This window comes from Streptomyces sp. NPDC018045, assembly GCF_044327445.1.
GTDB lineage: Bacteria > Actinomycetota > Actinomycetes > Streptomycetales > Streptomycetaceae > Streptomyces.
Genome location: NZ_JBIRFL010000003.1, coordinates 383,725 through 400,710 on the forward strand (window position 1 = coordinate 383,725; position 16,986 = coordinate 400,710).

Consider the following 16,986-nt stretch of genomic DNA (forward strand, 5'->3'; position numbering starts at 1 on the left):
GGCGACCGTGGAACTCCATGACGTCTGGTTCGTACTCATCGCCGTGCTGTGGACGGGGTACTTCTTCCTCGAAGGCTTCGACTTCGGCATCGGCGTCCTGACCAAGCTGCTCGCCCGGGACCGCGCCGAGCGGCGGGTCCTGATCAACACCATCGGCCCGGTCTGGGACGGCAACGAGGTGTGGCTGCTCAGCGCGGGCGGCGCGACCTTCGCCGCCTTCCCCGAGTGGTACGCCACCCTCTTCTCCGGCTTCTACCTGCCGCTGCTGCTCATCCTGGTCTGCCTGATCGTGCGCGGCGTGGCCTTCGAGTACCGCGTCAAGCGGAACGAGGAGCGCTGGCAGCGCAACTGGGAGCACGCGATCTTCTGGTGCTCGCTGCTTCCCGCGTTCCTGTGGGGAGTGGCCTTCGGCAACATCGTGCGGGGTGTGCAGATCGACGCGCACAAGGAGTACGTCGGCGGGGTCCTGGACCTGCTGAACCCGTACGCCCTGCTCGGCGGCCTGGTCACGCTGTCGCTGTTCACTTTCCACGGCGCGGTGTTCGCCTCGCTCAAGACGCTGGGCGACATCCGGCAGCGGGCCCGCCGGACGGCCACCGTCCTGGGCCTGATCGCCGCCGTGCTGGCGCTCGGTTTCCTGGGCTGGACCCAGCTCGACAAGGGCGACGCCACGTCCCTGGTGGCGATGGCCGTCGCGGTACTGGCGCTGGTCGCGGCCCTGGTGATGAACCAGCTCGGGCGCGAGGGATGGTCGTTCGCGTTCTCCGGCGTCACCATCGTCGCCGCCGTCGCGATGCTGTTCCTGACGCTCTTCCCGAACGTGATGCCGTCCTCGCTGAACGAGAGCTGGAACCTCACGGTCTCCAACGCCTCCTCCAGCGCGTACACATTGAAGATCATGACGTGGGGCGCGGGCATCGCCACTCCGATCGTCCTGCTCTACCAGGGCTGGACCTACTGGGTCTTCCGCAAGCGGATCGGCACGCAGCACATCGCCGACGCCCACTAGGAAGGCACCACCCCGGTGGGGCCCCGCCCGGGGCCCCACTGATCAACTTCCGCCCGGGAGAGGTTGTTTCACGTGAAACCCGTCGACCCGCGCCTGCTGCGGTACGCCCGCGCCACCCGCTTCTTCCTCGCCGCGGTGGTGGTCCTCGGGCTGGCCGGCGCGGGCCTGGTCATCGGCCAGGCCATGCTCATCGCCGAAGTCGTCGTCGGTGCCTTCCAGCACAACCTGGAACTGGGCGACCTGAGCACACCGGTGCTGCTGCTCGCGCTGGTCTCCGTCGGCCGGGGCCTGGTGGCCTGGCTGACGGAACTGGCCGCACACCGGGCGAGCGCGGCGGTCAAGTCCGAGCTGCGTACCCGGCTGCTGACGCGGGCGGCCGCCGGCCTCGGGCCGGGGTGGTTGAGCACCCAGCGTTCCGGGGAACTCACCACCCTCGCCACCCGCGGCATCGACGCCCTCGACGACTACTTCGCGCGCTATCTGCCGCAGCTCGGCCTGGCGGTCGTCGTACCGGTCGCGGTGCTGGCGCGGATCGTCGCCGGGGACTGGATCTCGGCCGCGACCATCGTCGTGACACTGCCGCTGATCCCGCTGTTCATGGCCCTCATCGGCTGGGCCACGCAGAACCGCATGGACCGCCAGTGGCAGTTGCTGTCGCGGCTTTCGGGACACTTCCTGGACGTCGTCGCCGGGCTGCCCACGCTGAAGGTCTTCGGACGGGCCAAGGCGCAGGCGGCGTCCATCCGCTCCATCACCGGTGAGTACCGCCGCGCCACCCTGCGCACCCTGCGGATCGCCTTCCTGTCCTCGTTCGCGCTGGAACTGCTCGCCACGATCTCGGTCGCGCTGGTGGCGGTCGGCATCGGGATGCGGCTCGTGCACGGCGACCTGGACCTGTACACGGGCCTGCTGGTGCTGATCCTGGCGCCCGAGGCGTATCTGCCGCTGCGGCAGGTCGGCGCGCAGTACCACGCGGCGGCCGAGGGCCTGGCGGCCGCCGAGGAGATCTTCGCGGTGCTGGAGACACCGCTGCGCACGACGGGCGACGAGCCCGCTCCCGACAGCACCGCGCTGTCCGTCGAAGGTCTCGTCGTACGCCACCCCGGCCGCGCCGAACCCTCGCTCCCCGCGACGTCGTTCGAGGTCAGGCCCGGTGAGACGGTGGCCCTCGTCGGCCCGTCCGGCGCGGGCAAGACGACGTTGCTGAACGTCCTTCTCGGCTTCGCCGCGCCCGCGGCGGGCCGGGTACGGGTCGGTGGCCGGGACCTGTCCGCCATCGACCCGGAGGACTGGCGGCGCCGCATCGCCTGGGTGGCGCAGCGCCCGTACCTCTTCGCGGGCACCATCGCCGACAACGTGCGGCTGGCCCGCCCCGACGCGGACGACGCGGCGGTACGGGCCGCGCTCCGCGAGGCCGGGGCCCTGGACTTCGTCTCCGCCCTGCCCGACGGCGCGGAAACCGTGCTCGGCGAGGGTGGCTCCGGCCTGTCGGCGGGGCAGCGGCAACGCCTGGCCCTGGCCCGCGCGTTCCTCGCCGACCGCCCGGTCCTGCTGCTCGACGAGCCGACCGCGAACCTGGACGGCGAGACGGAGGCGGGCATCGTCGAGGCGGTACGCCGCCTGGCGGCCGGACGCACGGTGCTCCTGGTCGTCCACCGGCCCGCGCTGCTGGCGGTGGCGGACCGTACGGTGCGGCTGGCCGCGCCGGTGACGCCCGCGGTGCCCGTACCGGAGAGCGTCGGAGAGGCCGTGGCAACCGCCCCGGACGTCGACGCCGCCGCGGACGCCGCTGCGGCCGGGCAGGGCGACGAGGCGGAAGCCGCACGCGACGATCTCGCGGCCGCGGAGCCCGGTGCCGGGCCGGACGTCGTGCCCGGTTCCCGGCGCCCGGCGCCGGCGCGGCTCCGGGGCCTGGCGCGGGCCCGCTGGGGGCGGCTCGGGCTGGCGCTGCTGCTGGGCAGCCTGGCGCTGGGCAGCGCCGTGGGCCTCATGGGGACGTCCGGGTGGCTCATCTCCCGGGCGGCACAGCATCCGCCCGTGCTCTACCTGATGGTGGCGGTCACCGCGACGCGCGCCTTCGGCATCGGCCGGGCCGCGTTCCGGTACGCGGAGCGGCTGGTCGCGCACGACGCCGTCTTCCGGATGCTCGCAGACGTACGGGTGGCCGTCTTCCGGCGGCTGGAGCGCCTGGCGCCCGCCGGGCTGCGGGAGCGCAGCAGCGGTGATCTGCTGTCGCGCCTGGTGGCCGATGTCGACGCCGTGCAGGACTATTTCCTGCGGTGGCTGCTGCCGGTCGGGGCGGCCGTGGTGGTCGGTGTGGGTTCGGTCGGGTTCACCGCCTGGCTGCTGCCCGAGGCGGGCGCCGTCCTCGCCGCCGGTCTGCTGCTGGCGGGTGTCGGGGTGCCGGCGCTGTCCGCGGTGCTCGCGCGCCGCGCCGAGCGGCAGCTCTCCCCCGCCCGTGGTGTGCTCTCCGCCCACGTCCTCGATCTGCTCACCGGTACGGCCGAACTGACGGTGGCGGGCGCGCTCGCGCGCCGTATCGGCCGGACCCGGCGCGCCGACCGCGACCTGACCCGGATCGCGTCCCGTTCGGCGGCCGTGGCCGGTGTCGGTGCCGGGTTGTCCGCGCTGCTGTGCGGGCTGACGGTGGCCGCCGCGGCCGTCGTCGGTGTCCGGGCCGTCCACGACGGGCGGCTGGCGGGCGTGTGCCTGGCGGTCGTGGTGCTCGTTCCGCTCGCGGCGTTCGAGGCCGTCGCGGGGCTGCCGCTCGCCGTGCAGTACCGGCAGCGCACGCGCCGGGCGGCCGAGCGGGTCTTCGAGGTGCTGGATGCCCCGGAGCCGGTCCGCGAACCGGCCGGCTCGGCGGCCGTGGCGCTGCCGGACACGCCGTTCCCGCTGGTCGTCGAGGACCTGACCGCCCGGTATCCCGGGCAGCGGGTCCCCGCGCTGGACGGGGTCGGGTTCACCCTCCGCGCCGGGCGGCGTCTGGCGGTCGTCGGCCCGTCCGGCTCGGGCAAGACGACGCTCGCCCAGGTACTGCTGCGCTTCCTGGACCGGGAGTCGGGCTCGTACACGCTGAGCGGTGTGGACGCGGCGGCAGCCGACGGTGACGCCGTACGGCGCCAGGTCGGCCTGTGCGCGCAGGATGCCCACCTCTTCGACAGCTCCATACGGGAGAACCTGCGGCTCGCCCGTACCGGCGCGGACGAGGTCAGCCTGTGGGACGCGCTCGCGCGGGCCCGCCTGGCCGACTGGGTGCGGTCGCTGCCCGACGGGCTGGACACGATGGTCGGTGAGCACGGCGTCCGGCTCTCCGGCGGCCAGCGGCAGCGCCTGGTGCTGGCGCGTGCGCTGCTCGCCGATTTCCCCGTCCTGGTGCTGGACGAGCCTGCCGAGCACCTCGACCTGGCCACGGCCGACGCACTGACCGCCGATCTGCTGGCCGCGACCGAGGGCCGTACGACCGTCCTGATCACGCACCGGCTGGCGGGACTGGAGGCCGTCGACGAGGTGGTGGTCCTGGACGAGGGGCGGCCCGTCCAGTGCGGCACGTACGCGGAGCTGGCGGCGGCCGACGGCCCGTTCCGCCGGATGCGGGAGCGGGAACGGGCGGTGGACCCGCGGTCCGGGGAAGGACACGAGACGGACGCGCGCCTGGCGGGAGCGGGGCCGGTGCGGTGAACGGCTGAAGAACGACGGACGCGGGCGGCCGCTGCGTACGGTGGCGGCGGACGTCCGGACCGGGGTGACGTGGCAGCCCGGGGCGGTCCGGGGTGGACCGGTCCGGCGTCCGAATTGCCGTATAGAAGGCTTTTCGTGAGAAAAAGCGACTATTAGGCTCGTCCCATGGCAGTCACGACAGGACCCTCAGACCCCATGGGCACCGGGACGGACACCGGCCCCGACGGCGCGGCCGCGCCCGCGCCCGACCCCATGGAAGCGGCCACCGAGGCGACCCGCAGCCTCCAGGGCCTGTCGACCGAGCTGACCGCACGCGTCCCGCAGCTCCTGGAGGCGATGCGCACCGTCGGCGCGGGCCTGGACCTGCACATCACCCTGGACCGGATCGTGGAGACCGCCGCCGAGCTGGCCGACGCCCGCTATGCCGCGATCGGGATCATCGACGAGGCGCGCGAGGGCCTGTCGGACTTCGTGACGTACGGGGTCGGTCCCGAGGAACACGCCCGGATCGGCGCGCTGCCCGACGGGCACAAGGGACTGCTCGGCGCGCTCATCCACGACCCGAAGGCGCTGCGGCTGGCCGACCTGACCCAGGACGCGCGGTCGGCGGGCTTCCCGCCGGAACACCCGCCGATGCGGACGTTCCTCGGGGTGCCGATCCGTGTGCAGGGGGAGATTTTCGGCAACCTCTATCTGACCGAGAAGCGCGGGGGTGGCGAGTTCAGCGAGGGCGACCTGCACATGGTGCGGGTGCTCGCCACCGAGGCCGGCATCGCGATCGGCAACGCGCGAATGTACGCGGCGACGCGGCAGCGGGAGCGGTGGATCGACGGTTCGGCCGCGGTGACCACCGCGCTGCTGGCCGGCAGCGACGTGCACGACGCGCTCGCGGTCGTCGCCGAACAGGCCCGCAAGCTGGCGGACTCCGCGGCCGGCATCGTGCTGCTGCCCGCGGAGGGCGGCGGGCTGGAGATCGTCGCGGCGTCGGCGGACGACCCCGCCGGCCTCATCGGTGCCCGTATGTCGTCCGAGAGCCCGGTGGCGGCACAACTGCTAGCCGGGGAGCCGGTGTTCGTGGAGGACTCGGCCACCGACCCGCGGATGGTCACGGACGTCGCGCCGCGGTTCGGCCCCAGCATGATGCTGCCCCTCAAGAGCGGCGGCCGGGTGCTGGGCACACTGGCCACCCCGCGGGAACGCGGTGCGCGCCCCTTCACCCCCGCCGAACGCACGCTGGCCACCCAGTTCGCGGCCCAGGCCGCGCTGGCGCTCGTACTGGCCGACGCGCAGCGCGACCGCGAACGCCTCGCCGTCTACGAGGACCGCGACCGGATCGCCCGCGACCTGCACGACCTGGTCATCCAGCGGCTCTTCGCGACCGGGATGATGCTGGAGAGCGCCCAGCGCAGGTCGGTCGTGCCGGAGGTGCAGGAGCGCATCGGCAAGGCCGTCGACGAACTCGACGTCACCATCCAGGAGATCCGTACCGCGATCTTCGCGCTGCAACAGGGCCCGGCCGAGGCGCCGTCCGGACTGCGGACCCGGGTCCTGCGGGAGATCGGCACCGCCGCCGTGCCGCTCGGTTTCCAGCCGTCCGCGAACTTCATCGGCCCGGTGGACGCCCGCGTCGGCGAGCTGACCGGCAAGAACCTGATCGCCGCGCTGCGCGAGGCGCTGTCCAACGCCTTCCGGCACGCGAACGCCTCGCGCATCGAGGTCGTCGTCGACTCGATGATCAAGCTGCCGGACGGCCGGGACGGCGTGCGGCTGACGGTCGCCGACGACGGGGTGGGCATTCCGGACGGCGGCCGGCGCAGCGGCCTGCGCAACCTCGCGAAGCGGGCCGAGTCGCTGGGCGGGTCCAGCACGTACGGACCGGGCCTGGGCGAGGACGGGGCGGGGACGATGGTGACCTGGGAAGCGCCGCTCTGACACGGTGGGGCGGCGGTCGGGGAAGGGATACACCCATACGGTTCAGCCGGTATTCGAGTGATCTGTCGTGGTTGCTGGAACGGCTGATTCCGGCCATTCCGCGGAGGTCGGGCTGCTCCGTTCGGAGTCCTGCGGGTGGGACTGGAGAAACGTTTTCGTTGGGTTCGTGACGATCCGGGCAACTATCCGACTATGTGTCCAGGCTTGCTGGATTGGTTGCGTAAGGCGGTCCGGGGGCGGTGGCGCCCTGCCCGACGTACCCACGGGCGGGCCTCCCGCCCTGCCTCCTGGTCGCGTGGTGCGCCGTCCCGCGCGGTGCGGGTGACATTGTCGCTGGTCATAGCGCTGACAGGGGCGGCCGGCACGGCGTCTGCCGTCGGCGGTGCGGCCCACGCCGGAGCTCCGGCCGTCGCCCCGGCCCCGGCGGAACCGAGCGCCGCCACCCCCCTGCCGTCGCTTCCCGCCCCCCGGAGCCCCTCCCCGGCGCGCGGCCACGGCACCGACCGGCTGGCCGAAGCGAGCCTGGAGGTGCTCCGGCTCGGCAGGGCCGTGCACCGGACCGGCCGGTCGTACGCGAGGACCGTGCGCGAGGTGCGGGCCGGCCGGGCCCGGGCCGCACGGCTGCACGCGGCGCTGCTCCGGGAACGCCGCACGGCCGCCGAACTGCGGCGGCTGGCGGGACGGGTCGCGGGCGCGCAGTACCGCAGCGGCAGCCGGCTGCCGTTCGAGCTGGGTGCCAAGCCGCGCCAGGGCGCCCGGGCAGGGCAGGGTGACCACGAAGGCCAGGGCGCCCGGGCAGGCCACGGCGCCCAGGCACGTGTCGGGGCGGAGGCGGTGCTGAGTGCCTACCGTAAGGCCGAGCGCCGACAACGCCTGCTCGCGGCGCGGGCGCGCGAAGCGCTGCGGCGGAGCCGGTCCCTGGAGGCGGACAGCGCGGCCGTGCTGTCCCGGTCCGCCGCGCTCGACGCCCACCGGTCCCGTCTCGACGCCGAGCGCCGGCACATCGGCCGCCGCCTTGACGTGGTCCGCGGCCGGCTACAGCGGCTGTCCCGGCAGGCGTCCCGGGCCGGGCGCTGCGGACCGTCCGGCCCGGTGACGGCGGCGGCGCGGCGCTCCGAACCGGTGGTGCCGCCGGTGCCGGGGCGCGGGTGGACCCGGCCGGTGGAGCGCTACGTCCTGTCCGCCGGCTTCGGCGGCTCGGGCCGCCGCTGGGCGCACGGCCACACCGGCCAGGACTTCGCGGTGCCGGTCGGCACGCCCGTACGGTCCGTGGGCTGGGGCCGTGTCACCAGCCTGACCTGCGGCGACGCTTTCGGGATCAGCATGGTCGTGCAGCACGGCGCCGGTGCGTTCTCGCAGTACGCGCACTTGTCGGCGGCGTTGGCCCGCCCCGGGCAGCGGGTGCGGCCGGGACAGCAGATCGCGCTGTCGGGTACGACCGGCAACTCCACGGGGCCCCATCTGCACTTCGAGGTTCGCCGCACGCCGCGTATGGGGTCGGGGGTCGACCCGGTGCCGTGGCTGGCGAGCCGGGGGGTGCGGCTGCGGTGAGGGAGGTGGCGGGCGCCACGGGTGGGGTGTGAGGGCGGTGATGTTTCTGTTGCTGCCGGAAACAACAGGGGTCAGCGGTGCTCCAGGATGCGTTCGATGACGGCCGCGACGCCGTCCTCGTTGTTGCCGGCCGTGCGCCGGTCCGTCGCGGCCAGCACGGCGGGGTGCGCGTTCGCCATGGCGTACGCGGTCCCGGCCCAGGCCAGCATCTCGATGTCGTTGGGCATGTCCCCGAAGGCGACCACCTGGTCAGGGGTGATGCCACGCTCCGCACAGCAGCGCGCCAGGGTGCCGGCCTTGCTGACGCCCAGCCCGCTGATCTCCAGGAGCGCGGTGGGGCTGGACCGGGTGAAGGAGGCGTAGGCGCCCGCCCGCGCGCGGGCCAGGTCCAGGAAGGCGTCCGGGTCCAGGTCGGGGTGGTACGCGAGGAGCTTCAGCACGGGCTGGTCGGCGCCGATGTCCTGCGGGGGCGGTGCGGGAATGGTGTTTTCGTGGGACTGGACGGTCTGCCGGGCCTTGGCGGTCTGGTGGGGCGAGGCGGGCTGCGGGCTGTCCGGGTACGACGGAGAACAGTGGGACTCCGGGTACGACGGAGAACGGTGGTCCTCCGGGCTCGCCTCGGCCAGCAGCTTCTCCGCGGGGGCGATGACAGCGGCCGGGTCGAGGTGGAAGGGCGGGTACTCCGGCTCGTAGTTGATGCCGCCGGTCCGCTCGACCGCGAACGACGTACCGGGAGCGGCGTCGCGCAGCGCGTGCACGACGCAGAGCGCCTCCGGCCGTTCCAGGGGGCTGATCTCGACGATGCGGCGGCCGCGGTGGAGATCGACGACGGCCGCGCCGTTCGCGCAGATCGCCAGCCCGTGCCCGTGCACATGGTCGCTGACCACGTCCATCCAGCGGGCCGGACGACCGGTCACGAAGAAGACTTCGATGCCCGCCCGCTCGGCGGCGGCCAGCGCGGCGATCGTCCGGCCGGAGACCGTCTTGTCGTCGCGCAGCAACGTGCCGTCGAGGTCGGTGGCGATCAGCCGGATCGTTTTACCGTCGGACCCGGGCGCCAGGGGCGGCCCTGCGGAGGCATCAGTCACGCAGTCCATCTTCGCGCATATGCGCGCACAGGCGTGCGGCGGGTCGCGCGCATGAGCTTGACAGGGCCGGAGTCCGTGTCGAGATCACCGGGACGTACTCCGGCGGGCGCCCAGAGCCGTACGGGAACGGGTACCGGGCCGTGGCGAGGCGAGCGCTGGACCGTACCGAAGCGGGTGCCGGACCTGTCCGCCCACGGGCCGAGCCGGATCGCACAGGCCGGGCCGCCGGCAGGCGTACGGGTGCGGGAGCGGGCGTACGGTCAGAAGCGTGCGCGGGCCTACGGCGTGTGCCCGCCGCGCGTACGGCGTGTGTCTCCCGCGTGCGGTCGCTCCCCACGGCCCACAGGGCCGCCGTCGCGCCGCCGTAGGCTCGTACCCATGCGACTGAGCACCGTGATCCTTCCCGTCCGCCGCTGGTCCGAGGGTGGCCGGGAGGTGTGGCAGCGCGCCGAGGAACTGGGCTTCCACACCGCTTACACCTATGACCATCTCTCCTGGCGGAGCTTTCGCGACGGTCCGTGGTTCGCAGCCGTGCCGACGCTGACCGCGGCCGCCGCCGCGACGTCCCGGCTGCGGCTGGGCACGCTCGTGACCTCCCCGAACTTCCGGCACCCGGTGACCCTGGCCAAGGAACTGATCTCCCTGGACGACCTCAGCGACGGGCGGATCACCCTGGGCATCGGCGCCGGCGGCTCCGGCTTCGACGCCACGGCGCTGGGCCAGGAACCGTGGACACCCAGGGAACGGGCCGATCACTTCGGCGAATTCGTACCGCTGCTGGACCAACTGCTGACGCGGGACGTGGTCTCGTACGAGGGTGCGCACTACCGCGCCCACGAGGTGCGCAACGTCCCCGGCTGCGTCCAGCGGCCCCGTTTGCCGTTCGCGGTCGCGGCCACCGGGCCGCGCGGGATGCGGCTGGCGGCCGGGTACGGGCAGGCGTGGGTGACCACCGGCGACCCGAAGGTCTCCGCGTCCGGCACCGCGGCCGAGTCGCTGGAGGCGGTCCGCAGCCAGGTCGAGCGGCTGGGCAAGGCGTGCGCCGACACCGGCCGGGATGCCGGGGAGCTGGAGAAGATCATGCTCACCGGATTCACGCCGGACCGGCCGCTCGCCTCCGTGGACGCCTTCGTGGACTTCGCGGGCGCACACGCGGCGGCGGGCATCGACGAGATCGTGCTGCACTGGCCGATCCCCGATTCGATCTTCGAAGCCGATCTTGCGGTGTTCGAGCGGATCGCGACCGAGGGATTGGCGCAGCTCCAGCGGTAGGACGGCCTCGGCGGCGCACGGACGCATCCATGGCCTGCGCTTTACGCCGCACAGAGCGGACAAGAGGGAGAATCGGGTCAGAGGCGCCTTCGTGGTTTCCTCGGGTGGACTCTGCGGACTCTGCGGTTTGGAGGACTGAGAGGCATGGCACGGACTCGATTCGCCCCCGACCGCGGCCTGACGTCACGCATGGTGACGACGATGTTCTTCATCGGCCTGCTGTACGTGGTCGTGGTGGGCGCGCTGGTGGTGCTCCTCAAGGGTGCGTGGCTCGTGGTGCTGCTCATCTCGGGCGCCATGTTCGTCGCGCAGTTCTGGTTCAGCGACCGGATCGCGGCCTTCAGCATGGGGGCGCGCGAGGTCAGCCCGGAGCAGGCACCGGAACTGCACGGCGCCGTGGACCGGCTGTGCGCGCTCGCCGACATGCCCAAGCCGCGCGTCGCCGTCGCCGAGTCCGACGTACCGAACGCCTTCGCGACCGGGCGCAACCAGAAGAACGCGATGGTCTGCGCGACGACCGGGCTCCTCCGGCGGTTGGAGCCGGAGGAGCTGGAAGGCGTGCTGGCGCACGAACTGTCGCATGTCGCGCACCGCGATGTCGCGGTCATGACCATCGCCTCGTTCCTCGGCGTGCTGGCCGGGATCATCACGCGCGCGGCGCTGTGGAGCGGCGTCGGCCGCAACAACCGGGACAACAACGCGGCGATCGCCGTCCTGGTCGTCACGCTGGTCAGTGCCGTGGTCTATGCCGTCAGCTTCCTGCTCACCCGGCTGCTGTCGCGCTACCGGGAGCTGTCCGCCGACCGGGCCGCGGCGATCCTGACCGGACGGCCGTCGGCGCTGGCCGCCGCGCTCACCAAGGTCACCGGGCAGATGGCGCAGATACCGACGCGGGACCTGCGCAAGGCCGAACCGTTCAACGCGTTCTTCTTCGCACCGGCCTTCACGAAGGAGAGCTTCGGACGGCTGCTGTCCTCGCACCCGACGTTGGAGCAGCGGCTGGAGCAGCTAGGACGGATCTCGGCGCAACTGGGGCGGCCGTAGGAAGCGGGCCGGGTCCGGGGTGGAGCCGGGTGACGGGGCCGTGCCCGGGGCGTTGTTCGGGACGGCCGCGGCTCGCGGGCCCGTGCTCGGGCGGCCCGTAGGGGTACCAGCAGTATCAGCAGTGCGAGCGGTACCGGCAGTGCGAGCGGTACGAGCAGTTCGATCAAGGAGAGACGCCGTATGGGATTCCTGGACGCCATCCTCGGGCGCAGCAAGCCGGTACGCCCCGACCTCGACCGGCTGTTCGCGCTTCCCTCCGCCGCCGTCACGCTTCAGGCCGCGACCGGGTTCCGGCCCACCGGTCTCGGCTCGGTGTGCTTCGCGAGCGTCGAAGGCGGTGCGTTCCGCGGCATCCAGGAGGAGGTACGGGATCTGCTGGGCAGCCCGGCCGAGTTCAGCCGGGACGACTACGGCTACTCCTGGATGCTCGCGCGCCACGAGCCGGAGGACAGCGCGGGCCTGGTGAACGACCTGCACACGGTCAACAGCTCTTTGGAGAGCGCCGGTTTCGGCCCACAACTGCTGTGTTCCCTGATGGGCTTCCGGGACGAGCGCGGCAGGTCGCTCGCGCTGGTCTACCTCTACAAGCGCGGTACGTTCTACCCCTTCGCGCCGCAGAACGGCCCCGACGGGGCGGCCGAGAAGCGTGACAACGCGCTCGAACTGGAAGTCCGGGCCCTGCTCGCCGACGACCTGGAGACCGAGCCGGATCTGAGCCGCTGGTTCCCGGTCTGGGGCGCGCCGGGGCTGTGACCGGCCCTTTACCGTCTGCTCGTACTTCACGTCCTGCTTGTCTGCCAGCTCAGGTCACTGCTGCTCTCGGGGCTGGGCCTGCGGCTGGCCCTGAGCCTGGGGCTGGTCCTGGGGCTGGGGCTGCTCTTGGTCCTGAGCCTGGTCTTGCCCTTGGTCCTGCGCCTGCTCCCTGACCGACTCCCTGATCCGGCGGGCCTGGTCCGAAGTGATCTCCCGGGCCGCCCAGTTGGCCCAATCCTGCATCATGGCCGTCTGCCGCAGGCCGAATTCCAGGGCCACCCGCCCGTACACCGCGACCATCTCGTCCTCCCAGTGGCCGGCGTCCGCCAGGTCCCGGTAGGCGGCATGCGCGCGGGCGGCTCGCTCGGCCTGTTGCAGGAGGTATGTACGGGCCTCCAGGGGCGACAGGACGCCGAGGAAGAAGACGCGGAGCAGGCCGTCGTGGCGCTGTGGGCCGACGGGCTCCACCTCCGTGAGCCAGTGATGCAGCTCGGCCCGGCCCGCCTTGGTGATGGCGTACTCCTTGCGGCCGCGGGGGCCGTGGGAGGCCACCTCGATGAGGTCGGCCGCGGTCAGCTTGTTCAGCTCCCCGTAGACCTGGCTCTGGGTGGCCGGCCAGACGTGCGCGAGCGACACGTCGAACGTCTTCATCAAGTCGTAGCCGCTGGCGGGCGCTTCGGCCAGCAGGCCCAGAACGGCGTGGCGGAGGCTCATGTCCGCCACCTTACCTTCCACTCTTGACACGTCAACGGCAGACCTTCTAGCTTTGACCTGTCGAAGTTGGAATGTCGCTGGATGACGGGGGAGACGAGAGTCATGACCTATTTGCGGGGGTTCTTCCCGTGGATCGCCTACGGCGCTGTGGCCTGGGCGTCCTGGGAGTGGGCCGCGCTGCTGGCCTTGGTGCTCAGTGGCGTGGTGCTGTACCTGGAGCGGGCCGAAGGGCTGTCGCTGCCGCTCCGGGTGCTGGAGTACGGCAGTCTCGTCTTCTTCGCGGGCATCACGTTCCTCGCCTTCTTCCGCCCGGACAGCGGCCTGCGGGCCTACGACGGGGCCCTGTCCTCCGGCTGGCTGGCGCTGATCGCCTGGGGGTCGATGGCGGCCCGTCGGCCCTTCACGCTCGCCATAGCCCGCCGCAAGGCGCCGCCCGAGGTCTGGCGGACCCGGCTCTTCCTGCGGATCAACCACGTGCTCAGCGCGGCCTGGGCGGCGTCCTTCACGCTCGCCGCTGCGGGGCAGGCCCTGGCCACGGCCTACGGGCTCGGTTCGACCGTCATGATCGCCATCCACGTCTGCGCCTTCGTCATCCCGCTGCGTTTCACCGCGAGCTACCCGGAGCGTGCGCGAGCACGGTTCCTGGCGAAGGTCGACGGCCACTCCTACGTCCAGGAGGCTCGACCCGCATGACGACGTCAAACGCTCCCGGCGCCGCCCCGGCGTCCGGCACCTCTGCCGCGCCTGCCCCGCACCTGGCGGGAAATTTCGCCCCGGTGCAGGAGGAGCTCACCGCGTATGAACTGCCGGTCACCGGCGCGGTGCCGCCCGAGCTGACCGGCTGGTATCTGCGCAACGGCCCCAACCCGCGGGACGCCGCGTCGGCGCACTGGTTCTTCGGGGACGGCATGGTCCACGGCGTCCGCCTGGAAGGCGGCAAGGCCGCCTCGTACCGCAACCGCTGGGTGCGCACATCGAGGTTCACCGACGGCATACCGGGCCGTGACCGGCAGGGGCGCCCCATCCTGACCGCCGGCGTCGCCAACACCCATGTCGTCCGGCACGCGGGCCGCACCATCGCCCTGGTCGAGTCGTCCTTCCCGTACGAGCTCGACCACCGCCCGGGACGCGAGCTGGAAACCGTCGGCCCGTACGACTTCGACGGCCGCCTGACCACCGCCATGACCGCTCATCCGAAGACCTGCCCGACCACGGGCGAGCTGCACTTCTTCGGGTACGGCGCCCCGGAGCCGCCGTTCCTGACGTACCACCGTGCCGATGCCTCCGGCGCGTTGGTGGTGAGCCGCCCCGTCGAGGTGGGCGCGCCCACGATGATGCACGACTTCCATCTGACGGCCGGGCATGTCGTCTTCATGGACCTCCCGCTCGTCTACGACCACGGGAGGCCCGGTATGCCGTTCGGGTGGGACGCGGAGTACGGCGCCCGGCTCGGCGTACTGCGCCGCGATGATCCGTACGGTGAGGTCCGCTGGTTCACCATCGATGCCTGCTACGTCTTCCACTCCCTGAACGCGTACGACGACAGCCTGGGGCGCATCGTCCTCTACGTCTGCCGCTATCCGGCGTTCGAGCTGAAGTCGCCGCCCACCCTGTGGCGGTGGACCGTCGACCTTGCTTCGGGGAAGGTCGTCGAGGAGCAGATGGACGACCAGTCGGGCGAGTTCCCGCGCATCGACGACCGGCTGGCGGGGCTGGACGCCAGGTTCGGGCACATCACGCGGTCCGAGGGCCCCGGCTCCGGCCCGATGCCGGGTGCGCTGATCCGTTACGACCTGCACACCGGCGCCAGTACCCGGCACGACTTCGGTCCCGGACGCACACCCGCCGAAGCGGCCTTCGCACCGGCGGACGACCGGCCGGGCGGGCCGGGGTGGTTGCTCACGTACGTCTACGACGCCGCCCGCGACACCAGTGATCTTGTGATCCTCGACGCGGAGGACATATCCCAGGGGCCGGTGGCCACGGTCCACCTGCCCCAGCGGGTGCCCTTCGGCTTCCACGGGAACTGGATTCCGGACCCGGCCCAATAGCGGACGCCACGGGGCGTTCCGGTCCCCGAGTGGCTGCCGCTGAATGGCGGCCGGAGATGCGGCGGTATCGGATGAAGGGGTCCGCTCCGGTCGACGAAGCCGGTACGGCTCCGGGCGCCGCCTTCCGACGAGGCCCGCCTGCCGCGACCGGGCGATGTCCACGGTTGCCGGGCGGGGCCGGGGCCGGACGGCTCCGGCCCGCTTCAGATGAGGAAAGAAGCCCCATGCGTGTACGTACCGCCACTGCCCTCGGCGCACTGTCCCTGACCGCCGCGGCCACCCTGCTCACCACCGGCACGGCCACCGCCGAGAGCCACGACGGCTGGACCGGCCGGCCCGGGAAGGGCGCCGACCTCGGCCGGCTCGGCCCCACCGGGCGGGACGGCGGCCGTGACGGCCGGGAAGTCGGCGCCGTCACCATCGACAAGCACACCTACGCACCGTCCGTCGCCTCGCACAACTGGGGAGGGAACAACTGGAACAGCAAAGTCGTCTTCGGTGACATGAACCTCGACTGAGCGGGGGCCGGGCGGGGGCCGACGGTCAGCGGGGCGGCGTGCGGCGGGTGGCCAGCTCGTCCATGGTGCGGGAATGGACCTCGCGTTGGGCGGCGGCTGTGATGAAGGCCGCCACGTTCTCCTGACCGACCAGGTCCCGCACGGCACGAACAGCCTCAGCGGGGAGCGAGACAAGGATCGGCTCGGTGCTGGTGCTGGTGCTGGTGCTGGGGTCGGGGTCGGCGTTGGAATCGAGGTCGGCGTCGATGTCGGTGTCGGTCGCTGTGCGGGGGGTGGCAGCGGCGGCCGTGGGGCCGGGGGTGTGCGTACGGGCTGATGCGGGCACCGGACCTGCTGCCGCGCCCGCCCCAGGGCCGGCCTCCAGGCCCGCCTCCGTTGCTGAGCCCGCCGCCGTACCCGGCCCCACCCCCGAGCCGGCCGCTGTACCCGTTCCCGCGCCCGTCCCCGTTCCCGCGCCCGAACGTGTCTTCGCGCCCGGGCCTGCTGCCGGCCCCGCCCCAGGGCCGGGACGTGCCTCCAGGTCCGCCCCCGTCGCTGAGTCCGCCGCCGCATCCGGCCCCACCCCTGAGCACGTCACCGTGGTCGGCCCCGTCCCGGCCCCCTCCCCCCGGTCGCTCGACCCGCCGACGCTCCCCAGGTGGTGATGGATGTACCGGGTCGCCAATGTGCGCATGGCGCGGGCCAGTTCGGCGTCGACGGTTTGTTGGGCGAGGGGGCGGAGGCGGCGTACGAGGCCGGCGGCTTCGGTGGCTTCGGCGTCGGTGGGCTGGTGGTCGAGGTAGGGGTGGAAGACGTATTCGGTGGTGAAGTCGAGGAAGCGGGCCGCGATGTGTTCGACCTGGCCGCGGAGTTCGCGCAGGTGGCCGGAGATGGCGGTCAGGGGGACGCCCGCTGAGTGCAGCTCGGCGGCGACGGCCAACTCCTGGGGGCTGGGCACGCGGAAGGCGTCGTCGATGCCGGGGAGGCGCTCCAGGACGCCCAGCTCGACGGCGTCCGCCAGAGCCGCTTCGTCCGGTGTGCCGCCGAACGCGGCGTCCAGCTCCGCGCGGGAGATGCGCGCCGCCTCCTCGTCGCTCCACGGGCCGTCGATCTCGGCGACCAGGCCCAGTACGCCACCGAGGCCGCGGCCGGTGTCCCAGGCCTCCAGGAGTTCCTTGATGCTGGCGAGGGTGTAGCCGCGGTCGAGCAGATCGGCGGTGCGGCGCAGGCGCTCCAGGTGTTCGTCGCCGTAGACGTTGGCCCGGCCGCGGCGCTCCGGCTTGGGGAGGAGGCCACGGTCCTGGTAGGCGCGGATCGTGCGGACCGAGGTGCCGCTGATGTGGGCGAGGTCCTCGATGCGGTACTCGGCCGGCGGCTGGTCGGTCAATGCGGTG

12 protein-coding genes and 1 pseudogene are annotated in these 16,986 nt (G+C 72.7%); 10 read left to right on the forward strand and 3 right to left on the reverse strand.

Features of this window, described 5'->3' with window-relative positions:
- Nucleotides 1-7: 7 nt before the first annotated feature.
- The 4 genes from cydB to ACH4EB_RS09310 all read left to right on the forward strand — a co-directional run bounded on the left by cydB (nt 8) and on the right by ACH4EB_RS09310 (nt 8,173).
- Complete coding sequence (cydB, locus tag ACH4EB_RS09295; RefSeq protein ID WP_398346763.1) at nt 8-1,009, forward strand: cytochrome d ubiquinol oxidase subunit II; 1,002 nt, start codon at nt 8-10, stop codon at nt 1,007-1,009.
- A 72-nt stretch (nt 1,010-1,081) separates the two neighbouring features.
- On the forward strand, nt 1,082-4,690 hold the full coding sequence (gene cydD, locus ACH4EB_RS09300; protein ID WP_398346764.1) for a thiol reductant ABC exporter subunit CydD: 3,609 nt from the start codon (nt 1,082-1,084) through the stop codon (nt 4,688-4,690).
- Nucleotides 4,691-4,885: 195 nt separating this feature from the next.
- Nucleotides 4,886-6,622: a GAF domain-containing protein gene (locus ACH4EB_RS09305; protein WP_398346765.1), complete on the forward strand. Its 1,737-nt coding sequence runs from the start codon at nt 4,886-4,888 to the stop codon at nt 6,620-6,622.
- A gap of 315 nt (nt 6,623-6,937) precedes the next feature.
- Nucleotides 6,938-8,173 (forward strand): M23 family metallopeptidase, encoded by a 1,236-nt coding sequence (locus tag ACH4EB_RS09310; RefSeq protein WP_398346766.1) that lies wholly within the window; start codon nt 6,938-6,940, stop codon nt 8,171-8,173.
- 71 nt (nt 8,174-8,244) lie between these two features.
- Here ACH4EB_RS09310 and ACH4EB_RS09315 read toward each other — a convergent pair whose 3' ends face one another.
- Complete coding sequence (locus tag ACH4EB_RS09315) at nt 8,245-9,270, reverse strand: HAD hydrolase family protein (RefSeq protein ID WP_398346767.1); 1,026 nt, start codon at nt 9,268-9,270, stop codon at nt 8,245-8,247.
- A 369-nt stretch (nt 9,271-9,639) separates the two neighbouring features.
- Between ACH4EB_RS09315 and ACH4EB_RS09320 the strand changes: the two genes are divergently transcribed.
- From ACH4EB_RS09320 to ACH4EB_RS09330, 3 genes are all read left to right on the forward strand, one after another.
- Nucleotides 9,640-10,533 (forward strand): LLM class flavin-dependent oxidoreductase, encoded by an 894-nt coding sequence (locus ACH4EB_RS09320; RefSeq protein WP_398346768.1) that lies wholly within the window; start codon nt 9,640-9,642, stop codon nt 10,531-10,533.
- Between the two features lie 144 nt (nt 10,534-10,677).
- Nucleotides 10,678-11,577 carry a zinc metalloprotease HtpX gene (gene htpX / locus ACH4EB_RS09325; RefSeq protein ID WP_398346769.1) on the forward strand — a complete coding sequence of 300 codons (900 nt, stop codon included), beginning with the start codon at nt 10,678-10,680 and terminating at the stop codon, nt 11,575-11,577.
- A gap of 180 nt (nt 11,578-11,757) precedes the next feature.
- Nucleotides 11,758-12,330 (forward strand): hypothetical protein, encoded by a 573-nt coding sequence (locus ACH4EB_RS09330; RefSeq protein ID WP_398346770.1) that lies wholly within the window; start codon nt 11,758-11,760, stop codon nt 12,328-12,330.
- 54 nt (nt 12,331-12,384) lie between these two features.
- On the opposite strand, the gene ACH4EB_RS09335 is transcribed toward ACH4EB_RS09330, so the two are convergent.
- On the reverse strand, nt 12,385-13,044 hold the full coding sequence (locus tag ACH4EB_RS09335; RefSeq protein WP_398346771.1) for a helix-turn-helix transcriptional regulator: 660 nt from the start codon (nt 13,042-13,044) through the stop codon (nt 12,385-12,387).
- A gap of 102 nt (nt 13,045-13,146) precedes the next feature.
- On the opposite strand from ACH4EB_RS09335, the gene ACH4EB_RS09340 reads away from it, so the two are divergent.
- The 3 genes from ACH4EB_RS09340 to ACH4EB_RS09350 all read left to right on the forward strand — a co-directional run bounded on the left by ACH4EB_RS09340 (nt 13,147) and on the right by ACH4EB_RS09350 (nt 15,613).
- Nucleotides 13,147-13,737: a hypothetical protein gene (locus ACH4EB_RS09340; protein WP_398346772.1), complete on the forward strand. Its 591-nt coding sequence runs from the start codon at nt 13,147-13,149 to the stop codon at nt 13,735-13,737.
- Entirely contained in the window at nt 13,734-15,095 is a 1,362-nt protein-coding gene (locus ACH4EB_RS09345) for a carotenoid oxygenase family protein (RefSeq protein WP_398346773.1), read from the forward strand. The genes ACH4EB_RS09340 and ACH4EB_RS09345 overlap by 4 nt, the downstream gene beginning before the upstream one ends.
- A 224-nt stretch (nt 15,096-15,319) precedes the next feature.
- Nucleotides 15,320-15,613, forward strand: a complete 294-nt coding sequence (locus ACH4EB_RS09350; protein ID WP_398346774.1) for a hypothetical protein — start codon at nt 15,320-15,322, stop codon at nt 15,611-15,613.
- Between the two features lie 628 nt (nt 15,614-16,241).
- Here the strand turns inward: ACH4EB_RS09350 and ACH4EB_RS09355 are convergent.
- Nucleotides 16,242-16,979 (reverse strand): annotated as a pseudogene (locus ACH4EB_RS09355) (MerR family transcriptional regulator); the annotation flags it as partial.
- Nucleotides 16,980-16,986: the final 7 nt, after the last annotated feature.

Excerpts from the sequence above, each read along its gene's own strand:
- ACH4EB_RS09315 (WP_398346767.1), bottom strand. The coding sequence starts at position 9,270 with ATGGACTGCGTGACTGATGCCTCCGCAGGGCCGCCCCTGGCGCCCGGG.
- ACH4EB_RS09350 (WP_398346774.1), top strand. The coding sequence starts at position 15,320 with ATGCGTGTACGTACCGCCACTGCCCTCGGCGCACTGTCCCTGACCGCC.
- ACH4EB_RS09340 (WP_398346772.1), top strand. The coding sequence starts at position 13,147 with ATGACCTATTTGCGGGGGTTCTTCCCGTGGATCGCCTACGGCGCTGTG.
- ACH4EB_RS09330 (WP_398346770.1), top strand. The coding sequence starts at position 11,758 with ATGGGATTCCTGGACGCCATCCTCGGGCGCAGCAAGCCGGTACGCCCC.
- ACH4EB_RS09320 (WP_398346768.1), top strand. The coding sequence starts at position 9,640 with ATGCGACTGAGCACCGTGATCCTTCCCGTCCGCCGCTGGTCCGAGGGT.
- ACH4EB_RS09335 (WP_398346771.1), bottom strand. The coding sequence starts at position 13,044 with ATGAGCCTCCGCCACGCCGTTCTGGGCCTGCTGGCCGAAGCGCCCGCC.
- ACH4EB_RS09345 (WP_398346773.1), top strand. The coding sequence starts at position 13,734 with ATGACGACGTCAAACGCTCCCGGCGCCGCCCCGGCGTCCGGCACCTCT.
- ACH4EB_RS09305 (WP_398346765.1), top strand. The coding sequence starts at position 4,886 with ATGGGCACCGGGACGGACACCGGCCCCGACGGCGCGGCCGCGCCCGCG.
- htpX (WP_398346769.1), top strand. The coding sequence starts at position 10,678 with ATGGCACGGACTCGATTCGCCCCCGACCGCGGCCTGACGTCACGCATG.